Origin of the sequence: Gordonia mangrovi (assembly GCF_024734075.1) — a bacterium.
Lineage (GTDB): Bacteria > Actinomycetota > Actinomycetes > Mycobacteriales > Mycobacteriaceae > Gordonia > Gordonia mangrovi.
Window position 1 is genome coordinate 4,124,514 of the sequence record NZ_CP102850.1, and the last position, 25,835, is coordinate 4,150,348.

27 protein-coding genes are annotated in these 25,835 nt (G+C 69.0%); 22 read left to right on the forward strand and 5 right to left on the reverse strand.

Annotated elements, in window-relative coordinates; genetic code table 11:
• The 16 genes from glmM to groL all read left to right on the forward strand — a co-directional run bounded on the left by glmM (position 1) and on the right by groL (position 15,568).
• The gene (gene glmM / locus NWF22_RS18745; RefSeq protein WP_160903179.1) at positions 1 to 1,344 is read left to right on the forward strand and encodes a phosphoglucosamine mutase; all 1,344 of its coding nucleotides are present in this window, start codon (positions 1 to 3) and stop codon (positions 1,342 to 1,344) included.
• The gene (locus NWF22_RS18750) at positions 1,341 to 2,039 is read left to right on the forward strand and encodes an HAD family hydrolase (protein ID WP_160903180.1); all 699 of its coding nucleotides are present in this window, start codon (positions 1,341 to 1,343) and stop codon (positions 2,037 to 2,039) included. Before glmM ends, NWF22_RS18750 begins: the two co-directional genes overlap by 4 nt.
• A 145-nt stretch (positions 2,040 to 2,184) precedes the next feature.
• Complete coding sequence (locus NWF22_RS18755; RefSeq protein WP_160903181.1) at positions 2,185 to 2,514, forward strand: hypothetical protein; 330 nt, start codon at positions 2,185 to 2,187, stop codon at positions 2,512 to 2,514.
• Complete coding sequence (locus NWF22_RS18760; protein WP_160903182.1) at positions 2,511 to 3,647, forward strand: hypothetical protein; 1,137 nt, start codon at positions 2,511 to 2,513, stop codon at positions 3,645 to 3,647. Before NWF22_RS18755 ends, NWF22_RS18760 begins: the two co-directional genes overlap by 4 nt.
• Positions 3,648 to 3,666: 19 nt before the next feature.
• Entirely contained in the window at positions 3,667 to 3,942 is a 276-nt protein-coding gene (locus tag NWF22_RS18765; RefSeq protein ID WP_160903183.1) for a hypothetical protein, read from the forward strand.
• Positions 3,943 to 4,032: 90 nt separating this feature from the next.
• Positions 4,033 to 4,905, forward strand: coding sequence for a dienelactone hydrolase family protein (locus NWF22_RS18770; protein WP_160903184.1), 873 nt, complete (start codon positions 4,033 to 4,035; stop codon positions 4,903 to 4,905).
• A gap of 23 nt (positions 4,906 to 4,928) precedes the next feature.
• A complete protein-coding gene (gene glmS, locus NWF22_RS18775; protein WP_160903185.1) occupies positions 4,929 to 6,791 on the forward strand; it encodes a glutamine--fructose-6-phosphate transaminase (isomerizing) in 1,863 nt (620 codons plus the stop codon).
• A 29-nt stretch (positions 6,792 to 6,820) separates the two neighbouring features.
• A complete protein-coding gene (locus tag NWF22_RS18780; protein ID WP_160903186.1) occupies positions 6,821 to 8,272 on the forward strand; it encodes an NAD(P)H-hydrate dehydratase in 1,452 nt (483 codons plus the stop codon).
• 132 nt (positions 8,273 to 8,404) lie between these two features.
• Complete coding sequence (alr, locus tag NWF22_RS18785) at positions 8,405 to 9,538, forward strand: alanine racemase (protein ID WP_160903187.1); 1,134 nt, start codon at positions 8,405 to 8,407, stop codon at positions 9,536 to 9,538.
• The gene (locus NWF22_RS18790; RefSeq protein ID WP_160903188.1) at positions 9,531 to 10,661 is read left to right on the forward strand and encodes an alpha/beta fold hydrolase; all 1,131 of its coding nucleotides are present in this window, start codon (positions 9,531 to 9,533) and stop codon (positions 10,659 to 10,661) included. The genes alr and NWF22_RS18790 overlap by 8 nt, the downstream gene beginning before the upstream one ends.
• Positions 10,658 to 11,119 carry a tRNA (adenosine(37)-N6)-threonylcarbamoyltransferase complex ATPase subunit type 1 TsaE gene (gene tsaE, locus NWF22_RS18795; protein WP_160903189.1) on the forward strand — a complete coding sequence of 154 codons (462 nt, stop codon included), beginning with the start codon at positions 10,658 to 10,660 and terminating at the stop codon, positions 11,117 to 11,119. Before NWF22_RS18790 ends, tsaE begins: the two co-directional genes overlap by 4 nt.
• Positions 11,119 to 11,823 carry a tRNA (adenosine(37)-N6)-threonylcarbamoyltransferase complex dimerization subunit type 1 TsaB gene (gene tsaB, locus NWF22_RS18800; protein ID WP_160903190.1) on the forward strand — a complete coding sequence of 235 codons (705 nt, stop codon included), beginning with the start codon at positions 11,119 to 11,121 and terminating at the stop codon, positions 11,821 to 11,823. Before tsaE ends, tsaB begins: the two co-directional genes overlap by 1 nt.
• Positions 11,820 to 12,320, forward strand: coding sequence for a ribosomal protein S18-alanine N-acetyltransferase (rimI, locus tag NWF22_RS18805; protein ID WP_160903191.1), 501 nt, complete (start codon positions 11,820 to 11,822; stop codon positions 12,318 to 12,320). Before tsaB ends, rimI begins: the two co-directional genes overlap by 4 nt.
• The gene (gene tsaD / locus NWF22_RS18810; protein WP_160903192.1) at positions 12,317 to 13,369 is read left to right on the forward strand and encodes a tRNA (adenosine(37)-N6)-threonylcarbamoyltransferase complex transferase subunit TsaD; all 1,053 of its coding nucleotides are present in this window, start codon (positions 12,317 to 12,319) and stop codon (positions 13,367 to 13,369) included. Before rimI ends, tsaD begins: the two co-directional genes overlap by 4 nt.
• Before the next feature lie 181 nt (positions 13,370 to 13,550).
• Positions 13,551 to 13,850 carry a co-chaperone GroES gene (gene groES / locus NWF22_RS18815; RefSeq protein WP_006334733.1) on the forward strand — a complete coding sequence of 100 codons (300 nt, stop codon included), beginning with the start codon at positions 13,551 to 13,553 and terminating at the stop codon, positions 13,848 to 13,850.
• A 101-nt stretch (positions 13,851 to 13,951) separates the two neighbouring features.
• Positions 13,952 to 15,568 (forward strand): chaperonin GroEL, encoded by a 1,617-nt coding sequence (gene groL, locus NWF22_RS18820; RefSeq protein ID WP_160903193.1) that lies wholly within the window; start codon positions 13,952 to 13,954, stop codon positions 15,566 to 15,568.
• 107 nt (positions 15,569 to 15,675) lie between these two features.
• Here the strand turns inward: groL and NWF22_RS18825 are convergent, their stop codons facing one another.
• The gene (locus NWF22_RS18825; RefSeq protein WP_129911804.1) at positions 15,676 to 15,972 is read right to left on the reverse strand and encodes a WhiB family transcriptional regulator; all 297 of its coding nucleotides are present in this window, start codon (positions 15,970 to 15,972) and stop codon (positions 15,676 to 15,678) included.
• 436 nt (positions 15,973 to 16,408) lie between these two features.
• Between NWF22_RS18825 and NWF22_RS18830 the strand changes: the two genes are divergently transcribed.
• The 3 genes from NWF22_RS18830 (at position 16,409) to NWF22_RS18840 (ending at position 18,809) form a co-directional block, all read left to right on the forward strand.
• The gene (locus NWF22_RS18830) at positions 16,409 to 17,215 is read left to right on the forward strand and encodes a hypothetical protein (protein WP_160903194.1); all 807 of its coding nucleotides are present in this window, start codon (positions 16,409 to 16,411) and stop codon (positions 17,213 to 17,215) included.
• A 93-nt stretch (positions 17,216 to 17,308) separates the two neighbouring features.
• Positions 17,309 to 17,896: an RNA polymerase sigma factor ShbA gene (shbA, locus tag NWF22_RS18835; protein ID WP_160903195.1), complete on the forward strand. Its 588-nt coding sequence runs from the start codon at positions 17,309 to 17,311 to the stop codon at positions 17,894 to 17,896.
• Complete coding sequence (locus NWF22_RS18840) at positions 17,880 to 18,809, forward strand: anti-sigma-D factor RsdA (RefSeq protein ID WP_202398773.1); 930 nt, start codon at positions 17,880 to 17,882, stop codon at positions 18,807 to 18,809. The genes shbA and NWF22_RS18840 overlap by 17 nt, the downstream gene beginning before the upstream one ends.
• A gap of 118 nt (positions 18,810 to 18,927) precedes the next feature.
• Here NWF22_RS18840 and NWF22_RS18845 read toward each other — a convergent pair whose 3' ends face one another.
• Positions 18,928 to 19,317: a DUF5319 domain-containing protein gene (locus NWF22_RS18845; protein WP_160903196.1), complete on the reverse strand. Its 390-nt coding sequence runs from the start codon at positions 19,315 to 19,317 to the stop codon at positions 18,928 to 18,930.
• 135 nt (positions 19,318 to 19,452) lie between these two features.
• On the opposite strand from NWF22_RS18845, the gene guaB reads away from it, so the two are divergent.
• Both guaB and NWF22_RS18855 read left to right on the forward strand, forming a co-directional pair.
• Positions 19,453 to 20,964, forward strand: coding sequence for an IMP dehydrogenase (gene guaB / locus NWF22_RS18850; RefSeq protein ID WP_160903197.1), 1,512 nt, complete (start codon positions 19,453 to 19,455; stop codon positions 20,962 to 20,964).
• Positions 20,965 to 21,031: 67 nt separating this feature from the next.
• Positions 21,032 to 22,192 (forward strand): GuaB3 family IMP dehydrogenase-related protein, encoded by a 1,161-nt coding sequence (locus NWF22_RS18855; RefSeq protein WP_160903198.1) that lies wholly within the window; start codon positions 21,032 to 21,034, stop codon positions 22,190 to 22,192.
• A gap of 91 nt (positions 22,193 to 22,283) precedes the next feature.
• On the opposite strand, the gene NWF22_RS18860 is transcribed toward NWF22_RS18855, so the two are convergent.
• From NWF22_RS18860 to NWF22_RS18870, 3 genes are read right to left on the reverse strand one after another with little or no spacing between them, the layout of a single operon-like run.
• Positions 22,284 to 22,886 carry a CbiQ family ECF transporter T component gene (locus NWF22_RS18860; protein WP_160903199.1) on the reverse strand — a complete coding sequence of 201 codons (603 nt, stop codon included), beginning with the start codon at positions 22,884 to 22,886 and terminating at the stop codon, positions 22,284 to 22,286.
• A complete protein-coding gene (locus NWF22_RS18865) occupies positions 22,883 to 23,557 on the reverse strand; it encodes an energy-coupling factor ABC transporter ATP-binding protein (protein ID WP_160903200.1) in 675 nt (224 codons plus the stop codon). The genes NWF22_RS18860 and NWF22_RS18865 overlap by 4 nt, the downstream gene beginning before the upstream one ends.
• 26 nt (positions 23,558 to 23,583) lie before the next feature.
• Positions 23,584 to 24,195: a biotin transporter BioY gene (locus tag NWF22_RS18870; RefSeq protein WP_160903201.1), complete on the reverse strand. Its 612-nt coding sequence runs from the start codon at positions 24,193 to 24,195 to the stop codon at positions 23,584 to 23,586.
• Between the two features lie 43 nt (positions 24,196 to 24,238).
• Between NWF22_RS18870 and guaA the strand changes: the two genes are divergently transcribed.
• Entirely contained in the window at positions 24,239 to 25,831 is a 1,593-nt protein-coding gene (gene guaA / locus NWF22_RS18875; RefSeq protein ID WP_160903202.1) for a glutamine-hydrolyzing GMP synthase, read from the forward strand.
• The last annotated feature ends 4 nt before the right edge of the window (positions 25,832 to 25,835 follow it).

Consider the following 25,835-nt stretch of genomic DNA (forward strand, 5'->3'; position numbering starts at 1 on the left):
TTGGCACGCCTTTTCGGAACCGACGGCGTCCGGGGCCTGGCCAACGACGAGCTCACGCCCGAGCTCGCGTTGCGCCTGGCCTCGGCCGCCGCGGTCGTCTTCGAGCATCAGTCCACCGCCGACGCCCGGCCGCGTGCCGTCGTCGGTCGTGACCCCCGTGCATCCGGTGAGATGCTGGAGGCCGCCGTCTGCGCGGGCCTCGCTGCCACCGGGGTGGACGCCATCCGCGTCGGCGTGGTGCCGACGCCCGCCGTCGCCTTCCTCACCGCCGACTACGGCGCCGACTTCGGTGTGATGATCTCCGCATCGCACAATCCGATGCCCGACAACGGCATCAAGTTCTTCTCCGGAGGCGGTCACAAGCTCGAGGATGCGGTCGAGGATCGCATCGAGGCCGCCATGGCCGACGACGAGTTCGCCCGCCCGATCGGTGCCGCCGTCGGACGTGTCGTCGACGCCACCGACGCCGGTGATCGATACCTGGCCCACCTCGCCGCCACGATCGAGCAGCGACTCAACGGACTCACCGTCGTCGTCGACTGCGCGCACGGCGCTGCGTCGGAGCTCGCGCCGCGGGCCTACGCCGACGCCGGCGCGAACGTCATCGCGATCCATGCCGAACCCGACGGTCTCAACATCAACGACGGTTGCGGCTCCACCCACATGGGCAAACTGCAGGCGGCGGTGCTCGAGCATGGTGCCGATCTCGGGCTGGCCCACGACGGCGACGCCGATCGGTGCCTGGCTGTGGACGCATCGGGTCAGATCGTCGACGGCGATGCCATCATGGCGATCCTCGCGACCTCGCTGCGCGATCGGAATCGGCTGCGCGACAACGTTCTCGTCGCCACGGTGATGAGCAACCTCGGCTTGCACATCGCCATGCGCGAGACCGGTATCACGCTGCGCACCACCGCGGTCGGCGACCGCTATGTGCTCGAAGAGCTTCGCCGCGGCGGGTATTCGCTGGGCGGCGAGCAATCCGGGCACATCGTGATCCCCGGGTCGGGTACCACCGGCGACGGAATTCTCACCGGCCTGCTGTTGATGGAGCAGGTCGCCTCGACCGGCCGTCGGCTCGACGAGCTCGCCGCGATCATGACGGTGCTGCCGCAGGAACTGATCAACGTGCGTGTCGCCGACAAGCACATGGTGGCGCAGTCGGAGAAGGTTCGGCAGTCGGTGGTCGACGCCGAGACCGAACTCGGCGGAGACGGGCGGGTGCTGTTGCGTCCGTCCGGAACCGAGCAGCTCGTGCGGGTCATGGTGGAGGCGCCGACGGCCACCGCGGCCCAGGCAATCGCGCGGCGCATCGCCGCAGTGGTGGAGGCGGCCGGCGCATGAGTCGTCCACAGGCGGTGTTGTTCGACTTCTCGGGCACCCTGTTCCGGTTCGAGGCCCGCGACGAATGGTTCGAAGGCCTGCACGACGCCGACGGCAATGCGTTGCACCTCGACCATCAGGCGGAACTGATCCGCCGGATGACGCAGCCGGTCGGCATCCCCGCCGCGCTGGCCGACGAGGACCGGATCGCCTGGGAACAGCGTGATCTCGATCCCGCTCAACATCGTCGCGCCTACCTGTCGATGCTGCGGTCCTCCGGTTTGAGCGTGGCCGATCACGCCGAGCGGCTGTATGCGCGGGTGCTGGACCCGCACTCCTGGCGGATCTTCGACGACACCCGTGCCGTGCTCGAAGGTGTTCGCGCCGCGGGTATCCGGGTCGGCGTGGTGAGCAACATCGCCTTCGATCTCCGCGAGGTGCTGGCACTACACGGTATCGCCGATCTCGTCGAGGCGTATGCGCTGTCCTACGAGGTCGGCGCGATCAAGCCCAGCCCGAAGATCTTCCACGCCGCGCTCGACCCGCTGGGGATCGAGCCGACGGCGGCCCTGATGGTCGGCGACAGCGACCACGCCGACGGTGGCGCCCGGGACCTCGGATGTGACTTCGCCCTGGTCCACGATGTCCCGCCGGCCGAGCGGTCGACGGCCCTGCTCGACGCTGTGCGAGCCCGCGGCGTCGAGCTGCCACACTGATCTCGCCGCCACCCGGAACCCGATCGGGTCGTCGCGCGTCTAAGTGACAGGACCACCAAGTGGTGCTGTTCGAAAATTCGTCCCCGACGAACTTGCGGGCAGGACCACTAAGGTTCTGAGTGGAACACGATGCGAGGGGGTCGGGATGTTCGATGCGCAGACATCAGTCGACGTCGACGAGATCAGTGGCGTGATCGCGTTCTATCGGTCCGCGGCCGATGTGGTGGGTGGGACCGCATCCGACCTGCGTGGCCATGATCTCGGTGCGTGGGCGGTGGGTGAGGATTACCACGACCTCGGCGAGCGCTACCGCGAGATGGGGCGGATCATCTCGGGGCGACTCGACGAGCAGGCGCGCGCCGCCGACCGCCTGGCCGGGGCCCTGCACCAGGCCATGACGGCGTTGGTGCTGGCCGACCAAGAGATCGCCGACGGCGCAACCGGCGACCGGTTCGCCGGACGAGGTGACCGATGACGCGGTCACCCGATTCGTTGCCCGCTCTGCGCGATCATGCCGTCAGCGGCCTCGAACATCTCGGTGAGCTGTTGGCGCTGGCCACCGGACTGGGGGCCGCGGTGGCCGACCCCGATGACGTCCACCGTCCATTCCGCCAGGTAGGCGGGGTGGACCCGGCGTTGCTCGCCGCAGATGGGCGGCGATTGTCCGCCGCGCACCGAGCGGTCGCCGAGCGACTTCACCGACTTCCCGAGCAGCAGGTCCGGATCGGCCGAGGATGGACCGGTGAGACCGGTTCGCGCGCGGTGATCGCGGTGATCGAACATCAGCGGCGGGCGGAAGCCGACCTGCACGTCCTGCGGACGCTGACCGAGGCGACCACAGCTGCCGCCGCCGGCATCGATCAACTGCTGCGCACCTGGTATCTCACGGTCGCGCGGCTGGCGGTGCCACTGGTCGCGGGGGTGCCGATCGTCGACGTGCCGGGCGCCATCGCGAGCGGTCGGATACGACTCGACATGGTCGTCGACGACATCGTCTCGCGTGCCACCCTGTACTTCACCACGGCGGAGGCGACGATCTCCGGGATCGATGCGATCCTCGAACACCTCGATCGTGCGACCGCCGACGTGGAGGTCGAACCATACCCGGGGGACGTCACGGGCTCGGCCCCGACGGTGGTCGGCCGGCACACCGCGGAGACGATCCCCGCCACCGGTTCGGGCGGTCCGGCTCCGTCGCGGGGTCCCGATGCTGTGGTGGGCTCCGACGAGTCGTACGGCGGCCGCGAATCGACCGACTCGTCCGCGACCCGGCAGCACGATCCGCCAGACCGCGATATCCCAGACCGCGATATCCCAGACCGCGACGCCGACGTGCCGTTGCGGTTGCAGCCGTCGCCGGGGGAGTCCGCTGACCAGGACGAACAGCAGTCGCCCGGCTCGGCGGCCCCGGCCGATCCCGCGCCCGCGACCTCACCGTGGTCGGTCGAGTCGCCCCGGGCGACAACCGAGGAGGCGGCGACGCATCCGGCGACGCCACACCCTCGGCCGTCCGGCCCCGAATCACGGGATCCGGCGTCGTCGGCGCCTGAATCCCGGCCGCCGGCATCGTCGTCGGGCGGCGAGCTCGCACTGGCAGGGGAGCAATGACCGACACCGGACCACTGCGATGAATCTGGCCGATCAGATCGACGCGATCGCGCGGCGGGCCACGGCTCGCGTCGTTGCCGCGTCCAATGAGTTCTCCGCCACCCAGCGCGGCCTGGTGGCCGAGCTCGCCGAACACCGTGCGGCCGTCGCGACACCCGGGGAGCGACTTCGCGGGGAACTGCACCGCGAGGCCGAGGTCGCCGAGGTCGCCACACCCCGGATACTGCTGCCCGCCGACCGGGCCGAGTCCAGCCCCCACACCCCGGTCCGGGACGAGACCGTGTCGGACGAATAGGCTGTCGGTGTGCCGGCAACCAAACCAGTACCGTCCAGGTCAGCGTCACGTTCGCCTCGTCCCCTACCGAAGGGGTCGCCGGGCAAGGTGATGTCGGAATTGGGCCGCCGCGGCCCCTACCGGGTGCTGCGCGGCGACCTCGGGATCGCCGGGATGCGGGGGCAGGTGTTCGCGCCGGAGAGCGGGCAGCGGTTACCCGCCATCGCCATGGGACACACCTGGATGGCGGACAGCCGGCGCTACCGGGATCTGCTGTACCACTTCGCGTCCTGGGGCTTCGTCACGGTTGCGCCCGACGCAAACAGCGGCTTCTTCGCCTCCGACGTCGGTTTGGCCGGCGATCTGCGGGCCGCCCTCGACATCGTCGCCCATGTACCCCTCGGGTATGGCACGGTCACCGTCGACCCCGACCGCCTCGGACTGGTCGGCCACGGATTCGGCGCGTCGGCGGCGGTGCTGGCCGCCGCCGATCAGCCGTTGCGCGGTCATGCGGCTCCGAAGGTCGCGGCGGTCGTCGCGATGTTCCCGTCGCCCACCACGTCGGCGTTGCTGCCCGCCGCAGCCCTGGTGCGCGCGCCGGGGCTGATCATCGCCGGTGCGGGCGAACTCGACACCATGGACGGAAATGCCCTTCCGCTGGCGCAGGCCTACGGCGGGGATGTGGTCTTGCGCACCGTGGCTCGGGGCAACCCACGCGACCTACTCGAGCGCCGCACCATCAAATCCCTGGTGGGGATGAACGGTTCCGACCGTGCGTTGCATGCCCTGATCCGCTCGGCATGCACCGGATATCTGCTGTACAGCGTGGCCGGCGAGAAGGGGTTCGCCGGATTCGCCGAGGCGACCGGGACGCTGGGCAAGTTGAGTGCCGTCGACCTCACGGACCCGCCTGTGCAGGCCGTCGACGCCGTGTCACACCTGTTCGGTGCCAAGCCACGGAAGCGGCGGCTCAAGAAGCGTTGAATTCACAGGTACGCTGACTGACTATGTGTGGAATCGTCGGATACGTCGGCCAGCGGGATGCGCTCGGCATCGTGGTCGAGGCGCTGCGGCGGATGGAGTATCGCGGATACGACTCGGCCGGAGTGGCCATCCTCGACGGCAAGGGCGGTACGGCGGTCGAGAAGAGGGCCGGTCGCCTGGAGAACCTGGACAAACAGATCGCCACTGTGGGGCCGCAGAATTTGGGTGGCACCACCGGGATGGGACACACCCGGTGGGCCACGCACGGCAAGCCCACAGATCGCAATGCGCACCCGCATGTGAGTACCGACGGGCGGCTCGCCGTGGTGCACAACGGCATCATCGAGAACTACGCCACCCTGCGCGACGAACTCGAGGCCGACGGCATCGAATTCTCGTCCGAGACCGACACCGAGACCGCCGTCCATCTCGTCGAGAGCTTCTACGCCACCGGCCCCACCGCCGGTGACTTCGTGTCGAGCGCGTATGCCGCGCTGCGGCGCCTCGAAGGCGCGTTCACGCTGGTGTTCACGCATTCCGACCACCCGGACACCATCGTCGCCGCTCGCCGTTCCACCCCGCTGGTGGTCGGTGTGGGCGAGGGGGAGATGTTCGTCAGCTCCGATGTCACGGCGTTCATCGAACACACTCGGGACGCGGTCGAACTCGGCCAGGACGAGGTCGTGGTGATCACCGCCGAGGAGTACCGGATCACCGACTTCGACGGCGACCCGCGCGCCGGGAAGCCCTTCCACATCGACTGGGATCTCGCCGCTGCCGAGAAGAGCGGCTACGACTTCTTCATGCTCAAGGAGATCGCCGAGCAACCGGCCGCGCTGGCCGACACCCTGCTCGGCCACCTCGACGGTGGTCGTATCGTCCTCGACGAACAACGCCTCACCGACGATGACCTGCGCGACATCGACAAGGTCTTCGTCGTGGCCTGCGGCACCGCTTACCACGCGGGTCTGCTCGCGAAGTACGCGATCGAGCACTGGACCCGTTTGCCGGTCGAGGTGGAGCTGGCCAGCGAATTCCGTTACCGCGACCCCGTGCTGGACCGCTCGACGCTGGTGGTGGCCATCTCCCAGTCGGGCGAGACCGCCGACACACTCGAAGCCGTCCGCCACGCGAAGGATCAGAAGGCGCGGGTGTTGGCGATCTGCAACACCAACGGCGCCCAGATTCCCCGCGAGTCCGACGCAGTGCTCTACACCCACGCAGGGCCGGAGATCGGGGTGGCCTCCACCAAGTGCTTCCTGGCGCAGATCGTCGCCGCCTATCTGGTGGGTCTCGCCCTGGCACAGGCGCGGGGCACCAAGTACGCCGACGAGGTCTCGCGGGAGTTCGCGGCGATGGAGGCGATGGCCGGGGCGGTGACCGAGGTCCTCGAGACGATGGAACCGGTCCAGCAGCTCGCGCGCTCGCTCGCCGACCACGACACGGTCCTGTTCATCGGTCGCCATGTCGGATACCCGGTGGCACTCGAAGGCGCCCTCAAGCTCAAGGAACTCGCCTACATGCACGCCGAGGGTTTCGCGGCGGGTGAGCTCAAGCACGGACCGATCGCGCTGATCGAGGACGGGTTGCCGGTCATCATCGTGATGCCGTCGGCCGACGGCCGGGCGGTGCTGCATTCCAAGATGGTCAGCAACATCCGCGAGATCCAGGCGCGCGGTGCCCGCACCATCGTGATCGCCGAACGCGACGACACCGCCGCCATGGTGGTCGCCGACCACTTCATCCCGATCCCCAAGACACCGACACTGCTGCAGCCGCTGGTGTCCACGGTGCCGTTGCAGGTGTTCGCGGCCACTGTGGCGCAGGCCCGCGGCTACGACGTCGACAAACCCCGCAACCTGGCCAAGTCGGTCACCGTCGAATAGTCCGGGCCCGCAGGAGGAGCACACCACCGATGCCGATCCGCCACCTCACCGCCGACGCCGTCCGTGCCGCCGAGCACGCGGCCGGTGATCTGCTGGCCAACGGTACGTTGATGCGTCGCGCGTCGCGGGGTGTGGCGTCCGTGGTGATCGAGGAGTTGCGCCGCACCGGTGGCTGCTATGGACGTCGGGTCGGCATCGTCGTGGGAGCCGGCGACAACGGCGGCGACGCGTTGTACGCGGGCGCGGTGCTCGCCCGACGCGGTGTCGCGTGTGTGGCACTGCTGCTGGCGCCGGAGAAGGCCCACGCCGGCGGGCTCGAGGGGTTCCGGCGTGCGGGCGGACACGTCGTCGGCGACCTGCCCGACGCACTCGATGTGGTGATCGACGGAGTCGTCGGCATCGGGGGTCGTGGGCCCTTGCGTCCGGCGGCGGCCGCGGTGTTCGGGGCGCTCACCCCGCCCGAGGACGGCGGCCCGATCATCGTCGCGGTCGATCTGCCGTCCGGCGTGGACGCCGACACCGGTGAGGTGCACGATCCGGCGGTCCGCGCCGACATCACCGTCACATTCGGTGTGCGCCGCAACGTTCATCTGCTGGCCGCGCCGCAGTGTGGCCGGGTTCGGCTCGTCGACATCGGTATCGACACGACGGGCGCCGCCGAGGCGGACACGTTGTGGACGCTCACCGATGCCGAGGTCGGCCGGATGTGGCCGGTTCCCGGGCCGGCCGATGACAAGTACAGCCAGGGGGTGGTCGGGGTGATCGCGGGATCGGCCCGGTATCCCGGGGCCGCGATCCTCGCCTCCGGTGCCGCGGTGGCCGCGACCTCCGGGATGACCCGGTTCATCGGATCGGCCGCCGAGGAGGTCGTCTCGCACCACCCCGAGGTGGTCGCCGTCCACACCCATGCCGACGCCGGACGGGTGCAGGCCTGGGCGGTCGGCCCCGGTATGGGCACCGACGACGACGCGCTGGCCCTGCTACGCGACATCCTGGCCACCGATCTCCCGGTCCTCGTCGACGCCGACGGCCTCACCATGGTGGCCGCGCACCCGGACCTCGTGGCCGACCGCGCCGCGCCGACGCTGCTCACGCCGCACGCCGGCGAGTTCGCCCGGCTGGCCGGGTCCGAGGTCGGGCCCGACCGGCTCACGGCCGTCCGCGAACTGGCCCACCGCTGGCAGGTGACCGTACTGCTCAAGGGGCGGATCACGCTGATCGCCGATCCCACCGGCGCTGTCCTCGGCAATGACGCCGGGGCATCGTGGGCATCGACGGCCGGCGCCGGCGACGTGCTGTCCGGGATGGCCGGTTCGCTGCTCGCCGCTGGGCTCTCGCCACAACTCGCCGGTGCCGCCGCAGCCCGGGCACATGCACATGCCGCAGTGCTCGCCGCCCGTGGTGCGCCGATCGGTGCGAGCGATCTGCTGGCCGCGGTGCGACCGGCGATCCGGGAACTGCGTGGCGTCGACGCGTCGTGACACACGTACGATCCCGCTTTCGCGCACCGCGCGGCAACGCGCCTCTCGCGCCACCGTCGGCCGTGATCGATGCCACCGAAACCGGCGAGGCGCAGGTGAAAGCACTCGCGCCGGTCTGGGAGAATGGTCGCGATGACCATTGACGCCCTGACCGCCACCATCGATCTCGGTGCGATCGCCCACAACATCGACGTCCTACGCACTGCTGCGGGCGCCGATGTGCTGGCAGTGGTGAAGGCCGATGCCTACGGGCATGGGGCCGTCCCGGTCGCCCGGGCCGCGCTCGCGGCCGGCGCCGCCGAACTCGGGGTGGCGCACATCACCGAGGCACTCAGCCTCCGCCGCGCGGGGATCGATGCCCATCTCACCGCGTGGCTGCACGCACCTGACGCCGACTTCGAGGCCGCGATCGCGGCAGACATCGACATCGCGGTGTCCTCGACGCGCCAACTCGACTCCGTGGTGGCGGCCGCCGAACGCCGGTCGCAGCCGGCCACCGTGACGGTCAAGGTCGACACCGGACTCAATCGCAGTGGGGTGGCCGCCGACGAATGGCCGGATTTCAGCGAGTCGCTCGCCAAGGCGCGTGCCGCAGGATCGGTGACGGTGCGGGCGATCATGTGCCACCTGGCCCGCGGTGACGAGCCGGAGCATCCACTCAACTCCGAACAGGCGCAACGCCTCGACGACGCCACGGCCGATCTGCGTCGTCTGGGTGCCGGACCCGAGGTGACGCATATCGCGAACTCGCCTGCGGCACTGACCCGGCCGGACCTCGCCCGCGACCTGGTGCGTCCCGGCATCGCCCTCTACGGCCGTACCCCGGTCCCCGAACGTGGTGACTTCGGGCTGGTCCCGGCGATGACGCTGACCGCGCAGGTGGCGCTGATCAAGAAGCTCGCTGCCGGGCAGGGCGTTTCCTATGGTCACACCTTCGTGGCCGGCGGCGACACGATGATCGCGGTGCTGCCGGCGGGCTATGCGGACGGGGTCCCGCGTCTGCTGTCCGGTCGGTTCACGGTGGCGATCAACGGCCGACTCTTCCCCGGGATCGGACGGATCTGCATGGATCAGTTGGTGATCGACCTCGGCCCGGACGGCGGTGGGGTCCGGGAGGGAGACCGGGCCGAGCTGTTCGGTACCGGACGTGCCGGTGGGCCGACCGCCCGCGACTGGGCCGACGCGATCGGCACCATCGACTACGAGATCGTCAGTGGCATCGGGTCACGCGCAGCGCGCCGCTATGTGGGTGATGTCGATGGGTAGATCCGAGCGGTTCGGATGGCTCGCCGGGGTCACCGGCGTCGGTGCGATCGGTGCGGTCGCAGCCAGTGGGGTGGCCCGCAACGCGGCGCGCCGGCGTTCGACCGGCCGGGTGGATCCGTTCGCCGGCGTGGATTTCACCACGATCTACGACGATGACGCGACAACGGTGACCGCCGACGACGGGGTGTCCCTGGCGGTGCGGACGGTGGTCACCGGCCCGGGTGGCCGTGACCCGTCGGTCGAACCCGACCTCACCGTCGTGTTCGTGCACGGCTTCAGCCTGCGCATGGCGAGTTGGCATTTCCAGCGTTACGCACTCGAGGCGTGGTGGTCACAGCGGACGGTCCGGATGGTGTTCTTCGATCATCGGGGCCACGGGCGCAGCGATCCGGCGCCGTCGGACACCTGCACCATCTCCCAGCTCGCCGACGACACCGCCGCGGTGATCCGATCGGTGGCACCGGACGGACCCCTTGTGCTGGTGGGACATTCGATGGGCGGTATGTCGCTGATGGGACTGGCGCGCCGCGACCCGGCACTGTTCGGGCCGCAGGGCCGGGTGACCGGGGTGGCGCTGGTCGCGACCGCGGCGCGCGGGATCGCCGAGGCAGGACTCGGGGAGGGCCTGCACAATCCGCTCGTCGACGCCTTCCGGTTGTCGGTGCGTCACGTCCCCGCGCTGGTCCGGGCGGGGCGGGGTATCACCCGGCAGGCGCTCGAGCCGGTGCTGGTGGCCGCGAGCTTCGGCACGGACTTCTACAGTCCCAACGCCGGACGTGCGGTGGAGAAGATGATCCAGAACACCCCGATCGAGACGCTCGTGGACTTCTTGCACACCCTGGAGGACCACGACGAGACCACGGCGTTGCCGATCCTGGCGCAGGTTCCCTCGGTGGTGGTGTGCGGCAACCAGGATCGTCTCACCCCGCTGCCACGTTCGGTGCGTATGTACTCCGAGCTGGGTGCCGATTCCCGGCTCGTCGTCGTGGACGGGGCCGGACACATGGTGCCCATGGAGCGGCCGGAGGAGGTCACCGAGGCGATCGCCGATCTGGTGGATCGTGCCCGGGTCGCGGCCGGTCAACCGCATCGCCGGTGGTGGCGGAAGTTGGTGGCGCGATGAGCGAATCGACCCGACCGGCCACCGCCGGCTCGCGGACACTCCCCGAGGTCGACGACACCGAGGCGCTCGGTCGCGAACTCGCGGCGCAATTGCAGGCCGGCGATCTGGTGATCCTGGACGGTCCGCTGGGGGCCGGCAAGACGGCGATGACCCGGGGCATCGCCGACGGGCTCGGGGTGACCGGGCGGGTGTCGTCGCCGACATTCATCATCGCCCGCGAACACCGGTCCGCATTGCCGGGGCGGCCGGGGATGATCCACGTCGACGCCTACCGGCTCGGCGGTCTGGACGAACTCGACGCCCTCGACCTCGACACCGATCTGGCGGATTCGGTGGTGGTGGTCGAATGGGGCGAGGGGGTGGCCGAACATCTGGCGGAGCGTCATCTCCGGGTGCGTCTGCGCCGCGAACCGGAGTCCGAGCTGCGCAGCGCCGCATGGGAATGGGTGGAGCTCTGATGGATGTTCTCGCGATCGACACCTCGACCGACGCGGTCGTCGCCGGCGTCGCGGCGGTGCATGCCGCCGATGGTGTCCCGGAGGTTCTCGCCGAACAGCGGGTGACCGACGGTCGGCGCCATGCCGAGGTTCTCACCAGCCTCATCGAGGAGGGCCTGCAGGCGGCCGCCGTGACGCGCGGCGACCTCGATGCGGTGGTGGTCGGTTGCGGTCCGGGCCCGTTCACGGGGCTGCGGGTCGGGATGGCCACCGCGGCGGCGTTCGGTGATGCGCTGGGTCTCCCGGTGTACGGGGTGTGTTCGCTGGATGCGATCGCGGCCCAGGAGCGTTCGGTTGCCGTTGCCGCGTCGTCGCTGTTGGTGGTCACCGACGCCCGACGACGTGAGATCTACTGGGCCACATACGACAAAGGGGCACGCACCGCGGGGCCGGCGGTGGGCGCACCCGGCGACGTGGTCGCCGACCTCACCGACGTGCCGATCGACGTGGTGGTCGGTTCGCCCGCACATACCGACCTCTTCGACCGACCGGTGGGCACCGCGTCCGTGCCGACCGTCGCCGGCCTGGTGACGGCCGCGCACGCCGATCTTCGTGACGGCGCGCCGTCGGCAGCGCTGGTGCCCCTCTACCTGCGTCGTCCGGACGCGGTGGAACCCAAGCGCCGCCGCCCCGCCGGTCCACAGCATCAGGAGGTGGCCCGGTGACGACCTCGGAACTGATCGTCGACGCCCTCGAGCACTCGGACATCCCGCGGTGCGCGGCGTTGGAGATAGTGATGTTCGCCGACGACTCCCCCTGGCCGGTCACGGCTTTCCGCGCCGAGTTGAACGCCCCGTACAACACCTACGTCGCCGCACGTGAACAACCGGGTGGACCGGTCGTGGGCTATGCGGGCATCTCCACGCTCGGATCGACCGGCGACCTCGAATGTGAGATCCACACCATCGCGGTCGCGCCGACCCATCGCGGCCGCGGATACGGTCGTGCGCTGCTCGCGGCATTGCTCGCCGTGGCCGACGACTGCGGTGCCCCGGTGTACCTGGAGGTGCGTACCGACAACGACACCGCGATCGCGCTCTACGAACGCAACGGGTTCGTCCGCTCGGGGGTTCGCCGAAACTACTACCAGCCGTCCGGCGCCGACGCGTACACCATGATCCGACCGGCGACCACGCCGCAGCAGCCGGGGGAGACGCCATGATCGTGATGGGTATCGAGAGCTCCTGCGACGAGACCGGTGTCGGCATCGTCCGGTGGGAACCGGACAACATCGGTGACGGCGGGCGCTCAACCGCGACCCTGCTGGCCGACGAGGTGGCCTCCAGTGTCGACGAACACGCACGGTTCGGCGGCGTGGTCCCCGAGATCGCGTCGCGGGCCCACCTGGAGGCGATCGTCCCGACGATGCAACGGGCCCGCGCAGCCGCCGACATCGACCGGCCGGACGCGATTGCGGTGACCATCGGCCCGGGGCTGGCCGGGGCACTGCTGGTCGGGGTGGCCGCGGCCAAGGCGTATGCGCTCGCCTGGGACGTTCCGTTGTTCGCGATGAATCATCTCGGCGGGCACGTCGCGGTGGACACCCTCGAACACGGGCCGATGCCCGAATGTGTGGCGCTGCTGGTCTCGGGTGGGCACACCCACCTGCTGCACGTCACCGACCTCGCCCGCCCCATCACCGAACTGGGCACCACGGTCGACGACGCGGCCGGTGAGGCCTTCGACAAGGTCGCCCGACTACTCGATCTGGGATTTCCCGGCGGACCCGCACTCGACCGGGCGGCCGCCGAGGGAGATGCGCAGGCCATCGCGTTTCCGCGCGGGATGACCGGACCGCGCGACGCGCGTCATGACTTCTCGTTCAGCGGGCTGAAGACCGCCGTCGCCCGCCATGTGGAGAAGTGCGAGCGGCAGGGGGTCGCGGTGTCGATCCCGGACGTCGCCGCATCGTTTCAGGAGGCGGTCGCCGACGTGTTGACGATGAAGGCGGTCCGGGCGTGCACCGATCTCGACGTCGACACCCTCGTCCTCGGCGGTGGCGCCACCGCGAACTCCCGCATCCGGTCGATGGCCCAGGAGCGCTGTGCGGCCGCCGGGATCACGCTGCGCGTGCCCCGGCCGCGCCTGTGTACCGACAACGGCGTCATGATCGCCACCCTCGGTGCACACGTGATCGGTGGTGGGGCCGAGCCCTCACCGCTGACCGTGGCCACCGACCCCGGGATGTCGGTGCAGGTCAGTCAGCTCTGAGCGATCAGATCCGACTTTCGCAGCCTCCGCCCTTGAGTGCTGGCACTCTCGTGTATAGAGTGCTAGTGGCACTGTGATGAAGCCTCGTACACCCGCGACGGCGGGGTTTCGGCCCAGGGCCATGAACGTGCAATTCGATTCATCGTTCAACAACTCAGTACGAAAGTTGAGGAACCACATCGTGGCGAGCGTGAACATCAAGCCGCTTGAGGACAAGATCCTGGTGCAGGCCGTGGAGGCAGAGACGACCACCGCGTCCGGTCTGGTCATCCCGGACACCGCCAAGGAGAAGCCGCAGGAAGGCACCGTCATCGCCGTGGGCGAGGGCCGGGTCACCGAGCAGGGTAACCGCGTCCCCGTCGACGTCAAGGAAGGCGACACCGTCATCTACAGCAAGTACGGGGGCACCGAGATCAAGTACGCCGGCGAGGAGTACCTGATCCTCTCGGCGCGCGACGTGCTGGCCGTCATCGGCAAGTAAGACCCACGAGCATTCCCCGTGAGTCTCCCGCCCCGGTGCCCTCGTCGGGCGCCGGGGCGGAGCCATTTCTCCCGCGATATCGGTAAGCGAGAAAGAAATCCATGCCCAAACAGATTGAATTCGACGATGTAGCGCGCCGCGCACTCGAACGCGGCATCAACCAACTGGCCGACACGGTCAAGGTCACCCTCGGTCCGCGCGGCCGGCACGTGGTGCTGGCCAAGGCGTTCGGCGGACCCAACGTCACCAATGACGGTGTCACCATCGCCCGTGACGTGGACCTCGAGGATCCCTTCGAGAACCTCGGTGCCCAGCTGGTGAAGTCGGTGGCCACCAAGACCAACGACGTCGCCGGTGACGGCACCACCACCGCGACGGTGCTGGCCCAGGCGATGGTGACCGCCGGGCTGCGCAACGTGGCCGCCGGTGCCAACCCGATAGCGCTCGGTGCCGGCATCGGCAAGGCCGCCGACGCGATCAGCGCCGAACTGGTCCGGCTCTCCACGCCGGTCGACGGCGAGAAGGCCATCTCCCAGGTCGCCACCGTCTCCTCGCGCGACGGCGAGGTCGGCGAGATGGTTGCCAAGGCCATGACGCGGGTCGGCGCCGACGGCGTCGTCACCGTCGAAGAGGGATCGGGTCTGTCCACCGATCTCGACGTGACCGAAGGCGTCCAGTTCGACAAGGGCTACCTGTCGCCGTACTTCGTGACCGACGCCGACAGCCAGGAGGCCGTCCTCGAAGACGCGCTCGTGCTGCTCTACCGCGACAAGATCAGCTCGCTGCCGGAGTTCCTTCCGCTGCTGGAGAAGGTCGCCGCCGACGGCAAGTCGCTGCTGATCATCGCCGAGGACGTCGAAGGCGAGCCGCTGTCGACCCTGGTCGTCAACTCGATCCGCAAGACCATCAAGGCCGTCGCCGTGAAGGCGCCGTTCTTCGGTGATCGCCGCAAGGCGTTCCTGGAGGACCTGGCTGTGGTCACCGGCGGAACCGTCATCTCCTCGGACATCGGCGTCAGCCTGTCCGACGCCGGCCTCGAACTGCTCGGTTCGGTGCGTCGCGCGGTGGTCACCAAGGACACGACGACCCTGGTCGAGGGTGCCGGCACCTCGGAGGAGATCGCGCAGCGTTCCGAGCAGCTGCGCCGCGAGATCGAGCGCAGCGACTCCGACTGGGATCGCGAGAAGCTCGCCGAGCGACTGGCCAAGCTGGCCGGCGGCGTTGCGGTGATCCGGGTGGGTGCGGCCACCGAGACCGCGCTCAAGGAGCGCAAGCATCGCGTCGAGGACGCGGTTGCGGCCGCCAAGGCAGCCGTCGAGGAGGGCATCATCGCCGGTGGCGGTACCGCCATCCTGCAGGCCGCCAAGGTGCTCGACGACCTGGCCGCAGACCTGACCGACGACGAGGCACTCGGCGTGCGGGTCGTCCGCGACGCGGCTCGGGCCCCGCTGTTCTGGATCGCGTCGAACGCCGGTGTCGACGGCTCGGTCGTCGCCACCCGGGTGGCCGACTCGGATGCGGGGATCGGTTTCAACGCCGCGACGCTCGAGTACGGCGATCTGCTCGTCGACGGCATCATCGACCCGGTCAAGGTGACCCGCTCGGCTGTCGTCAACGCCGCCTCGGTGGCTCGCATGGTGCTCACCACCGAGACCGCCATCACCGATCAGCCGGACGAGGGTGCGGCAGACGCGCACGGACACGGACACGCACACTGATGCGGTGAGACCGGCGGTGTCGCCGGGCCCTGAATGCACTGATGGGGGCATCGATCAGCAGATCGATGCCCCCATCGGCGTTGGACCAGGAAAACCGAGGAGCGTGGTCAGCTCGCGATGCGGCGGCCGACGCCCCGCTTCATCAGCATGCTGCGCTCGGACTCCGAGAGGCCGCCCCAGATGCCATAGGGTTCGGCCACCGCGAGTGCGTGTTCGCGGCACTGCGCGATCACCGGGCACTGGTGGCACATCTCCTTCGCGCGGCGCTCACGCTGAGCGCGGGCGCGCCCGCGCTCGCCGTCCGGGTGGAAGAACATCGATGAGTCCACACCGCGGCACAGGCCCTGCATTTGCCAGTCCCAGATATCGGCATTCGGACCAGGGAGGTGATTCGGCTGAGGCATGACAGCGACTCCTTGTCTGCGAGTGGCACTCGTTTGATCGGCGCAAACACACAGTAGGCAAGCAGCAGAAATGCAGTCAATCCCGCCAAATAAGGGGTCAACGATGGTGAAATTTCCAGAATTGTTAACGCTGCGTTGACTATGCGTCGGCGACTACCATACCGATGGGGTGTGTGTGATCGACCCCGGTAGAGTGCCGTCCCCGCGGGCATTGACCTGCTGTTTTTGTTGTCCTCGAAGGTGTTCGATGGCGTTGTGAACCGAGTGACGACGACGTGACAGGACAACTGTTGAGTAACACCGACGAAACTCAGCGACTATTCGGGCGTGATCTGGAAGTCGAATTAATGTTTATGACACCAGGTTAATTTCATGCAAACTAGAACAGGTTACACTCGACCGAAACGAATGTCGGATCACAAAAACAGGGTGTGAAATGGGGGAATGCGCCGACGTCCAGGCGATCCATGCGATGTGGCGTGAGGCCGTCGAGCAGGGAGGTATAGGTCACACTGCCGGCGCATTCGCGATCCTGGAAGAGGTGGCGCGCTCGGGTCGCCGATTCGGCGCGCCGGCGCTGGAGTCCTTGGCGCTGTCGACGCGGGCCTCGCTCCTGCGGCAGGCGGGCAGGCATCGTGACGCCGCGGCCATCGACGGGCGTGCCCTGCTCGTGGTGAGCCCAACCCCGCCATCGAGCACAGCGGCCCGGCGGGTGACCCACCGGGCGGCGGTGCTCGATGCCATCGTCGGTCTGGCCGCCGATCACCTGGGACAGCTGCACCTCGATGCCACGCGTCGCCTGCTGGCACGCGCACGCAGCGTCGTGGACGTCGACGACGCCGGCTGGCCGGCCGGGCGGCGTCCGCGGCTGCGCATCGAGTGGGTCAGTGCCGAGCTCGCCATGTACTCGGATGACGCTGCCGCCGCGCTCGAGCATGCCGAGCGCGGGCTGCATCTGTGTGCGATCGCCGATACACCACGTCGGCATCGGGTCAAGACGGAGCTCGTCGCGGCGGCGGCGCATGCGGCGGCGGGGCAGTCGCAGGTGGCGGCCCGGGCTGCGGCGAAAGTCACCGACGACGCCCGCGCGGGCGGACTGCTCCCCCTGGAATGGGCCGCACTGGCATTGCGGCATGGCCTCGATCCCGCCGATCACGACGTGTCCGCAGCCCTCCTTCGCGCGCGCAGGTTACTGACGGGTCACGGTGTGCCGTTCACAGACGGACGGACGGCCGGTGGGTGACTCGACACCACCTGGCAATCGCTAAGGTGACGTGGGTACACAGCGCACGGGCAACACCACCACACACATGTAACACAGGGATCCCAACTGACGATGAAACTGACGGGTGTTGAGCTGGACGAGGCCGTCCGCGCCGCAGGGCAGGGCGATCGAACAGCGCTCACGTCGGTTCTCGAAAGTGTGCAGGATCCGATCCTGCGCTACTGCCGAGGGCGGATTGGAGTCGGAGAACGTCATCTGTTCTCCGCCGACGATATCGCGCAGGAGGCGTTGATGGCAGTGATGACCGCGCTGCCCCGGTACCAGGACCAGGGCAGGCCGTTCATGGCCTTTGTGTACGGCATTGCCGCACACAAGGTGGCCGATGCCATGCGAGTGGCCGGGCGGGTCAAGTCCGATCCGGTCGAGACGCTTCCCGAGACGGTGTCGTTCGTCGGTGGTCCCGAACAGTTGGCGCTGGACTCCGACGCGAGCCGCAGAATGCGGTCGCTGCTGAACATCCTGCCGGACAAGCAACGTGAGGTCCTCGTCCTGCGGTTGGTGGTCGGGCTGTCGGCCGAGGAGACCGCGGACGCGATCGACAGCACCCCCGGCGCCGTGCGGGTCGCCCAACACCGCGCATTGGCCAAGTTGCGGACCGAGCTGAGGAAGGCGGGTGAGGTCGATGAACGACGAGCGTGAGCCTGCCGACCAACGGTGGGATGTGAACGAACCCATCGACATGACCTCGGTCCACATCGACGACCAGTTCATCGAATCGCTGGCCCAGGACCGACCCGTGCCGACGCGGGATCAGGCGGAGTACGAACTCGCCGAGCTGTTGTCGGGCTGGCGTCACGAGGTCATCGCCGAGCCGCCGCCGGAGCTGCCCACTGTCGACGAGGTCGAGTCCGCCATCGCCGCATCCGAGCGTGCCGAGCGTGGCCGTGGTGTCATCCGGCATTTGCGCATCGCATCCGGGGTGGCCGCGGTCGTCGTCATCGCCTGTGCGGGTCTCACCGTGCTGGCCGAGGGCTCCTCGCCGGGGGACCCGCTCTGGGGAGTCAAGAAGGTGGTCTTCGCCGAGGCGGCCAGCGAAACCCAGGCGGCGATGGACATCCAATCAGATCTGGAGAAGGCCGAGGCCGCGATGGCCGCCGGTGATGCCGACCAGGCGGCCGCGTTGATCACGAAGGCCGAGAAGCAGATGGGCCCGGTCCGTGACGACGACACCCGCAACCGGATGAACGAGTGGATGCAGCGACTGCGCGCCGACACCGACTCGGCCCTGTCGTCGGCATCGTCGGCCGCGGTTCCGGGCGGATCGAGCAGCGCAGGTGGATCGGCCGGTCCCAGCACGCCACCGCGAGACCTCGATCGCCAGAGTGGCAGCAGTTCGGTGACCGTCACGGTGCCGAGTTCGGGTAACCCGCCGGCCACGTCGGCACCGGACAGCCCGACCGGTCAGCCCGACACCACACAGCCCGAGCAACCGCCGACTCCGACGACCACGACACCCACGCCGACGGCCGCCCCCGAGAACCCGCCGACGTCGACGCGACCCCCGAGCACCACCACGACCACCACGACGACGACGCCATGGTTCTTCTGGTGACGGGGACAGACGTGATGAGTCGCTCGGTGGCGATCGGCGGCTGAGGCCGGTCACCGATTGACGGGGTGTAGGCCGCGCTGCCGGGTTGACGCGCCTAAGTGGACAGGGCCACCAAGTCTCAGCGGTCGTCGTCCATGTGGCCACGCGCGTCTGCGTAGCCGCGGCAATAGTCCCAGGTGACGTAGGATTCCGGGCGCGGATCGACCGCCGGTTCGTGGGGCCGGACGGTGCCGTCGATGAGTAGTTGCAGCAGGTTGGCGCGGAGCATGTCCCAGTCGTGGTAATGATCCTCGTGGCAGTCCTCGCAGACCACCACCAGGCCGCGGACACCGCGGTGCGCCAACAGCGCCTCGTAGACCGCGAGATCGGCGAGATCCTCTTCGACGGCGACCCGCTCGTTCTCGTCGAGGGGGACGCCGGGTTCCACCGAGTCCAGTGCCGACGCCGGGTCGCTGGGGTCGTCGGCGAACGGATCGGGCGGCAGTCCGGGTGGAAGATGGTCACGCACAACACCACGGTAACCGATGATCGGACCCGGGTGGAGTGAGGCGTCCACAGGTCGATCGACCCGGTTCGGTGTTTCGCACGATGGCTCGGCGCAGGGTGAGCCCGGACACGCCGGTGGTGCCGATACCATGGTGCAATGACTGCAGTGCGCACCGGTGGAGACGACCCCGGCAAGGTCGCGATGCTCGGCCTCACCTTCGACGACGTCCTGTTGCTGCCCTCGGCCTCCGACGTCATCCCGAGCAATGTGGACACCTCGTCGCGGGTGACCAAGGACATCACCCTCAAGGTCCCGCTGGTGAGTTCGGCGATGGACACGGTGACCGAGGCCCGGATGGCCATCGCGATGGCACGTGCCGGTGGCATGGGCGTGTTGCACCGCAACCTGTCGATCGAGGATCAGGCCGGTCAGGTGGAGACGGTGAAGCGCTCGGAGGCCGGCATGGTCACCGACCCGGTCACGTGCTCTCCCACGCACACGCTCGCCGACGTCGACGCGATGTGTGCGCGGTATCGGATCTCGGGCCTGCCGGTGGTCGACGACGCAGGTGAACTCGTCGGCATCATCACCAACCGCGACATGCGTTTCGAGGTCGATCAATCCCGCCCGGTGGCCGAGGTGATGACCAAGGCCCCGCTGATCACCGCGCAGGAGGGCGTCTCCGCCGAGGCGGCGCTCGGTCTGCTGCGCCGCAACAAGGTGGAGAAGTTGCCGATCGTCGACGGCAACGGCAAGCTCACCGGGCTGATCACGGTGAAGGACTTCGTCAAGACCGAGCAGCACCCGCTGGCGACGAAGGACGCCGACGGCCGTCTGCTCGTCGGTGCCGCGGTCGGAACCGGTGACCCGCAGTGGGATCGCGCGATGGCGCTGGCCGATGCGGGGGCCGACGTGATCATCGTGGACACCGCGCACGCCCACAACCGTCTCGTTCTCGACATGGTGGCCAAGCTCAAGGCCGAGGTCGGTGACCGCGTGCAGGTCGTCGGTGGCAACGTCGCGACGCGCGAGGCGGCGCTGGCCCTCGTCGAGGCCGGCGCCGACGCCGTGAAGGTCGGTGTGGGACCGGGCTCGATCTGCACCACCCGGGTCGTCGCCGGTGTCGGCGCGCCACAGATCACCGCGATCCTCGAAGCGGTGGCCGTCTGCAAGCAGCACGACGTGCCGGTCATCGCCGATGGCGGTCTGCAGTACTCGGGCGATATCGCCAAGGCGTTGGCCGCCGGAGCGTCCACCGCGATGCTCGGCTCGCTGCTGGCCGGTACGGCCGAGGCGCCGGGTGAGCTGATCCTGGTGAACGGCAAGCAGTTCAAGAGCTACCGGGGGATGGGTTCGCTCGGGGCGATGCAGGGGCGCGGCCAGGCCAAGTCCTATTCCAAGGACCGCTACTTCCAGGACGACGTGCTCGCCGAGGAGAAGCTCGTACCCGAGGGCATCGAGGGGCGGGTTCCGTTCCGCGGGCCGCTCGGGCAGGTGATCCATCAGCTCGTCGGTGGGCTGCGCGCCGCGATGGGCTACACCGGGTCGTCGAGCATCACCGATCTGCATGACGCCCGGTTCGTCCAGATCACCGCGGCCGGCCTGAAGGAATCGCACCCGCACGACATCACCCTCACCACCGAAGCGCCCAACTACTATTCCCGCTGAAGCGCGTTCTGCCCCGGTCTCTGCGGGGTGAACCGCGACCTGAAACGCGTAGCAGAAAGGCGCAACGGTGCGTGACCTCGTCGACATCGGCATGGGACGGACGGCCCGACGGACGTTCGAACTCGATGACATCAGTATCGTCCCGTCGCGACGGACCCGGTCGTCCAAAGACGTGTCGACCGCATGGCAGATCGACGCCTACCGCTTCGACTCACCGATCCTGAGTCATCCCACCGACGCCCTGGTGTCGCCGTCGGCCGCCGTCGAACTGGGCCGCCTCGGTGCACTCGGGGTGATCAACGGGGAGGGACTGTGGGCCCGGCACCGTGACGTCGACGCCAAGCTCGACGAACTGGTCGCAGCGGCCACCGGCAACGCCGACCCGTTCGCCGCGGTTCGGCTGCTGCAGCAACTCCATGCCGCGCCGCTCGATCCCGATCTGCTCGGTGCGGCGGTCGCGACGGTGCGCGAGGCCGGGGTGACGACAGCCGTTCGGGTCAGCCCTCAACACGCGCCGGAATTGACGCCGGCGCTGTTGCAGGCGGGGGTCGAGATCCTCGTCGTCCACGGCACCATCATCTCCGCCGAGCATGTGGCCCAAGCGGATCCGAGCGACGGAGCGGTTCGCGAGCCGCTGAACCTGAAGACCTTCATCGCCGAACTGGACATCCCGGTGATCGCCGGTGGTGTGCACGACCACCGGACCGCGCTGCACCTGATGCGCACCGGCGCGGCCGGCGTCATCGTCGGGTACGGGTCCGCGGCGGGCGCCACCACGACCGGTGAGGTCCTCGGTATCGGTGTGCCGATGGCCACCGCGATCGCCGACGCGGCCGCCGCGCGCCGCGAGTATCTCGACGAGACCGGCGGCCGGTATGTGCACGTGATCGCCGACGGCGACATCCACACCTCCGGAGACCTCGCCAAGGCCATCGCCTGCGGTGCCGATGCGGCGGTGCTCGGTACGCCGTTGGCGGCCGCGGCCGAGGCACCCGGCCGCGGGTGGTATTGGCCGTCGGCCGCGGCCCACCCGGACACGCCGCGCGGGGCACTGTTGCAGGTCGCGACCGACGAGAATCGCCCCAGCCTGGCACGCGTGCTGAACGGCCCATCGCAGGATCCCTTCGGTGAACTCAATCTGGTGGGTGCGCTGCGCCGGTCGATGGCGAAGGCAGGCTACAGCGACCTCAAGGAATTCCAGAAGGTCGGCCTGACCGTCCACGTCTGAGCAGCACGCCACAGCGGGTCCGCGCGCACCCACCATGCTCGCGCGCATGTCGCGACGTGCGCGGATGCGTGGCCGCTGCGCGGTTGGCTCGTCAGTCGAGGCCGCGGGCGATCAGCGTGTCGGCGAAACCATCCGCGGTGCGGAGTGCGGCGATCACCACCGGCGCCACCAGAATCCTTGCGCCGGGTCGCAGTCCGCGTGCCTTGCGGGCCTCGTCGACCTGACCCACCACGTCCACCATCAACGGGATCGACCGGATGGCCAGGGCGAGGGCGAGCGCGATGTGATCGACCCGCACACCCAGGCGGCTGAGCGGGCGCAGGCCGGCGATGATCGCATCCAGGATCGCCGACGTGCGGGTGGTGAGGGTGACCGCCGCGGCCAGCGCCACCGACGCCGCGAGCACGGCGCAGACGATCAGCGCCCGCTGCCAGTCGGTGAAGATCACCTGGAAGGCGAACACGAACACCACCACCCAACCGACCGGACGCATCTGACGCCATGCCTCGCGCGGCGAGATGCCACCGAGCGCGAAGACGCAGGCCACCCCGAGCGCCAGGATCCCGACCGCGACGGGCGTGCGCACCATGATGCTGATCGCCAGGATCGCCGCCCCCAGAGCGAGCAGTTTGACGCCGGCGGGAATCCGATGCAGGGGAGAGTTGCCCGGCCGGTAGACCCCCAGGGCCGTCATGCCATCAGCCGGCGGTAGGCGGCGACGGCTGCGGCAGGCTCGTCGTCGGCGACGACGCGGCCCTCGTCGAGCACGATGACCCGGTCGTAGTCGGCGACCATGTCCAGGTCGTGGGTCAACACCACCAACTGCTCGTCGAGAGTCGCGAACACACTGCGCAGCATCGAACTGTTCCGGAGGTCCAGCAGCGTGGTCGGTTCGTCGGCGACCAGTACCGATGGGCCGGTCACCATCACCGACGCCAGCGCGAGCAACTGCTTCTGCCCACCGGAGAGCCGGTGGGCGGGGTGGTCGGCGTGATCGGCCAGCCCGAACTGCGCCAGCACCGCTGCGGCGCGCGCCGTTCGCTCGGCTCGGTCGCGCATCGTGCGCGTGAGGGAGAGCTCGATGTCCTCGATGACGGTGGGCATGATGATCTGCCGATCGGGGTCGCTGAAGATGAACCCGACCTCTTTGCGGACCCGGCGCTTGTGTCGGGCCGCGTCGATCCCGTTGACCGTCACCGAACCGCGGTCGGGGACGACCAGGGCGTTGATCATCCGGGCCAGTGTCGACTTGCCGCTGCCGTTGGCCCCGATGATCCCGATGCGCCGTTCGCCGAGTGTGAGGTCGATGTCGGCGAGCACGACCCGATCCTCGTAGGCATGGCCGACACCGCGGAACTCGATCATCGATCTGATTCGCTCACCGGGAAGAGTCAGCGGCCCCGGCGCAGCCGGATCGGGGTGATCAGCCCCGGGTAGGCACGATGGACCTGCGCGGCCACCAGTGCCGCGACGACGGCCTTCGCGATGTCGCCGGGGATGTAGATGCCGTTGGTGGAGATGGCCGCCCACAGCGACAGGTCCGTGCGCAACAGCAGTCCGATGACCCCGCACGCATAGATGATCACCATGCCGCCGACGATGTTGATCCCGATGCCCCACACGATCCGATAGCGCGGCATCATCGCCGCGGTGGCCAGCCCGATCGCCAGCACGGCCGGCAGGAAACCCACGAAGAACCCGGCGGTCGGTGAGGCGAGCGCGACCAGGCCGCTGCGTCCGCCGGCGAGGATGGGCAGCCCGGCGATCGCGAGCACGGCGAAGATGATCACCGCGAGAGTGCCCTTGCGTGGGCCGAGGATCGAGCCCGCCAGCATCACGCCGAGTGTCTGCAGGGTGATGGGGACACCGGAGGAGCCGATGTTGATGGTGCCGGGCAGGCCGAGGGCGGCGATCAGCGCGGCGAACACGGCGGCCTGCGTGAGATCGGCCACCGACAGCGAGAAACGGCGCGAGGACGACGGCGCACCGGTGGTCGAAGACATGCCTGCATTATGTCTGGCGCGGTGTATCACTAAACTCCCTGGGGTGACAGATTCTTCTTCCACGCCGATCCCCGACGGCCCCCGCCCGGTGCTCGTGATCGACTTCGGCGCGCAATACGCGCAGCTGATCGCCCGGCGGGTGCGGGAGGCGCGGATCTACTCGGAGGTCATCTCCCACGACGCGCCGTTCGCGGAGTTCGAGGCCCGCAAGCCGGTGGCGCTCATCCTCTCGGGCGGACCGGCATCGGTGTACGCCGAGGATGCGCCGACCCTCGATCCGGCCGTCTTCGATCTCGGCGTCCCGGTGTTCGGCATCTGCTACGGCTTTCAGGCGATGGCCCGCCAACTCGGTGGCGAGGTGGCCAACACCGGTGGACGTGAGTTCGGCCGGACCACGCTGACGGTGACCGGCGACGGAGTGCTGCATGAGGGACTGACCGAGACCCAGCCGGTGTGGATGAGCCACAACGATGCGGTGCAGCGTCCCCCGGAGGGCTTCATCGTCACCGGATCGACCCCCGGTGCGCCGGTCGCGGCATTCGAGTGTGTCGACCGCCGGATGGCCGGTGTCCAGTATCACCCCGAGGTGCTGCACACCCCGCACGGTCAACAGGTGCTCACCCGCTTCCTCTATGAGATCGCCGGCCTCGAGGCGACCTGGACGCCGGCCAATATCGCCGATGCGCTCATCGATGCGGTGGCCGATCAGATCGGCGACGGCCTGGCCATCTGTGGGCTGTCCGGCGGAGTCGACTCGGCGGTGGCCGCGGCGTTGGTGCAGCGGGCCATCGGCGACCGGCTGACCTGCGTGTTCGTCGACCACGGCCTGCTGCGCGCCGGTGAGCGTGAGCAGGTGCAGCACGACTTCGTCGGCGCGACCGGCGCGAAGCTCGTCACCGTGGATGCGGCCGAGACCTTCCTGTCCGAGCTCGCCGGGGTCAGCGACCCGGAGACGAAGCGCAAGATCATCGGCCGCGAGTTCATCCGATCCTTCGAAGGTGCGGTGACCGACGTGCTCGGTGATCATGCGTCCGATGGGGACAAAGTCGACTACCTGGTCCAGGGCACCTTGTATCCCGACGTCGTCGAGTCCGGCGGCGGGAGCGGGACGGCCAACATCAAGAGCCACCACAACGTCGGCGGTCTGCCCGAGGATCTGGAGTTCTCGCTCGTCGAACCGTTGCGCCTGCTGTTCAAGGATGAGGTCCGGGCGGTCGGCCGCGAACTCGGGCTGCCCGAGGAGATCGTGGCGCGACAGCCCTTCCCCGGCCCGGGGCTGGCCATCCGGATCGTCGGTGAGGTCACCGCGGACCGGCTGGCCATGTTGCGCAAGGCCGACCTGATCGCCCGGGAGGAACTCACCGCCGCCGGGCTCGACAGCCAGATCTGGCAGTGCCCGGTGGTATTGCTGGCCGACGTGCGCAGCGTCGGGGTGCAGGGCGACGGGCGTACCTACGGTCATCCGATCGTGCTGCGACCGGTGTCGAGTGAGGACGCGATGACCGCGGACTGGACCCGCGTGCCCTACGAGGTGCTCGAACTCATCTCGACCCGCATCACCAACGAGGTGCCCGACGTCAACCGCGTCGTCCTCGACGTGACGAGCAAGCCGCCGGGCACCATCGAATGGGAATGACGGG

Bases quoted from the DNA above. Each gene is read 5' to 3' on its own strand.
- NWF22_RS18750 (WP_160903180.1), top strand. From the start codon at position 1,341: ATGAGTCGTCCACAGGCGGTGTTGTTCGACTTCTCGGGCACCCTGTTC.
- NWF22_RS18755 (WP_160903181.1), top strand. From the start codon at position 2,185: ATGTTCGATGCGCAGACATCAGTCGACGTCGACGAGATCAGTGGCGTG.
- NWF22_RS18760 (WP_160903182.1), top strand. From the start codon at position 2,511: ATGACGCGGTCACCCGATTCGTTGCCCGCTCTGCGCGATCATGCCGTC.
- NWF22_RS18765 (WP_160903183.1), top strand. From the start codon at position 3,667: ATGAATCTGGCCGATCAGATCGACGCGATCGCGCGGCGGGCCACGGCT.
- NWF22_RS18770 (WP_160903184.1), top strand. From the start codon at position 4,033: ATGTCGGAATTGGGCCGCCGCGGCCCCTACCGGGTGCTGCGCGGCGAC.
- glmS (WP_160903185.1), top strand. From the start codon at position 4,929: ATGTGTGGAATCGTCGGATACGTCGGCCAGCGGGATGCGCTCGGCATC.
- NWF22_RS18780 (WP_160903186.1), top strand. From the start codon at position 6,821: ATGCCGATCCGCCACCTCACCGCCGACGCCGTCCGTGCCGCCGAGCAC.
- alr (WP_160903187.1), top strand. From the start codon at position 8,405: ATGACCATTGACGCCCTGACCGCCACCATCGATCTCGGTGCGATCGCC.
- NWF22_RS18790 (WP_160903188.1), top strand. From the start codon at position 9,531: ATGGGTAGATCCGAGCGGTTCGGATGGCTCGCCGGGGTCACCGGCGTC.
- tsaE (WP_160903189.1), top strand. From the start codon at position 10,658: ATGAGCGAATCGACCCGACCGGCCACCGCCGGCTCGCGGACACTCCCC.
- tsaB (WP_160903190.1), top strand. From the start codon at position 11,119: ATGGATGTTCTCGCGATCGACACCTCGACCGACGCGGTCGTCGCCGGC.
- tsaD (WP_160903192.1), top strand. From the start codon at position 12,317: ATGATCGTGATGGGTATCGAGAGCTCCTGCGACGAGACCGGTGTCGGC.
- groL (WP_160903193.1), top strand. From the start codon at position 13,952: ATGCCCAAACAGATTGAATTCGACGATGTAGCGCGCCGCGCACTCGAA.
- NWF22_RS18825 (WP_129911804.1), bottom strand. From the start codon at position 15,972: ATGCCTCAGCCGAATCACCTCCCTGGTCCGAATGCCGATATCTGGGAC.
- NWF22_RS18830 (WP_160903194.1), top strand. From the start codon at position 16,409: ATGGGGGAATGCGCCGACGTCCAGGCGATCCATGCGATGTGGCGTGAG.
- shbA (WP_160903195.1), top strand. From the start codon at position 17,309: ATGAAACTGACGGGTGTTGAGCTGGACGAGGCCGTCCGCGCCGCAGGG.
- NWF22_RS18840 (WP_202398773.1), top strand. From the start codon at position 17,880: ATGAACGACGAGCGTGAGCCTGCCGACCAACGGTGGGATGTGAACGAA.
- guaB (WP_160903197.1), top strand. From the start codon at position 19,453: ATGACTGCAGTGCGCACCGGTGGAGACGACCCCGGCAAGGTCGCGATG.
- NWF22_RS18860 (WP_160903199.1), bottom strand. From the start codon at position 22,886: ATGACGGCCCTGGGGGTCTACCGGCCGGGCAACTCTCCCCTGCATCGG.
- NWF22_RS18865 (WP_160903200.1), bottom strand. From the start codon at position 23,557: ATGATCGAGTTCCGCGGTGTCGGCCATGCCTACGAGGATCGGGTCGTG.
- NWF22_RS18870 (WP_160903201.1), bottom strand. From the start codon at position 24,195: ATGTCTTCGACCACCGGTGCGCCGTCGTCCTCGCGCCGTTTCTCGCTG.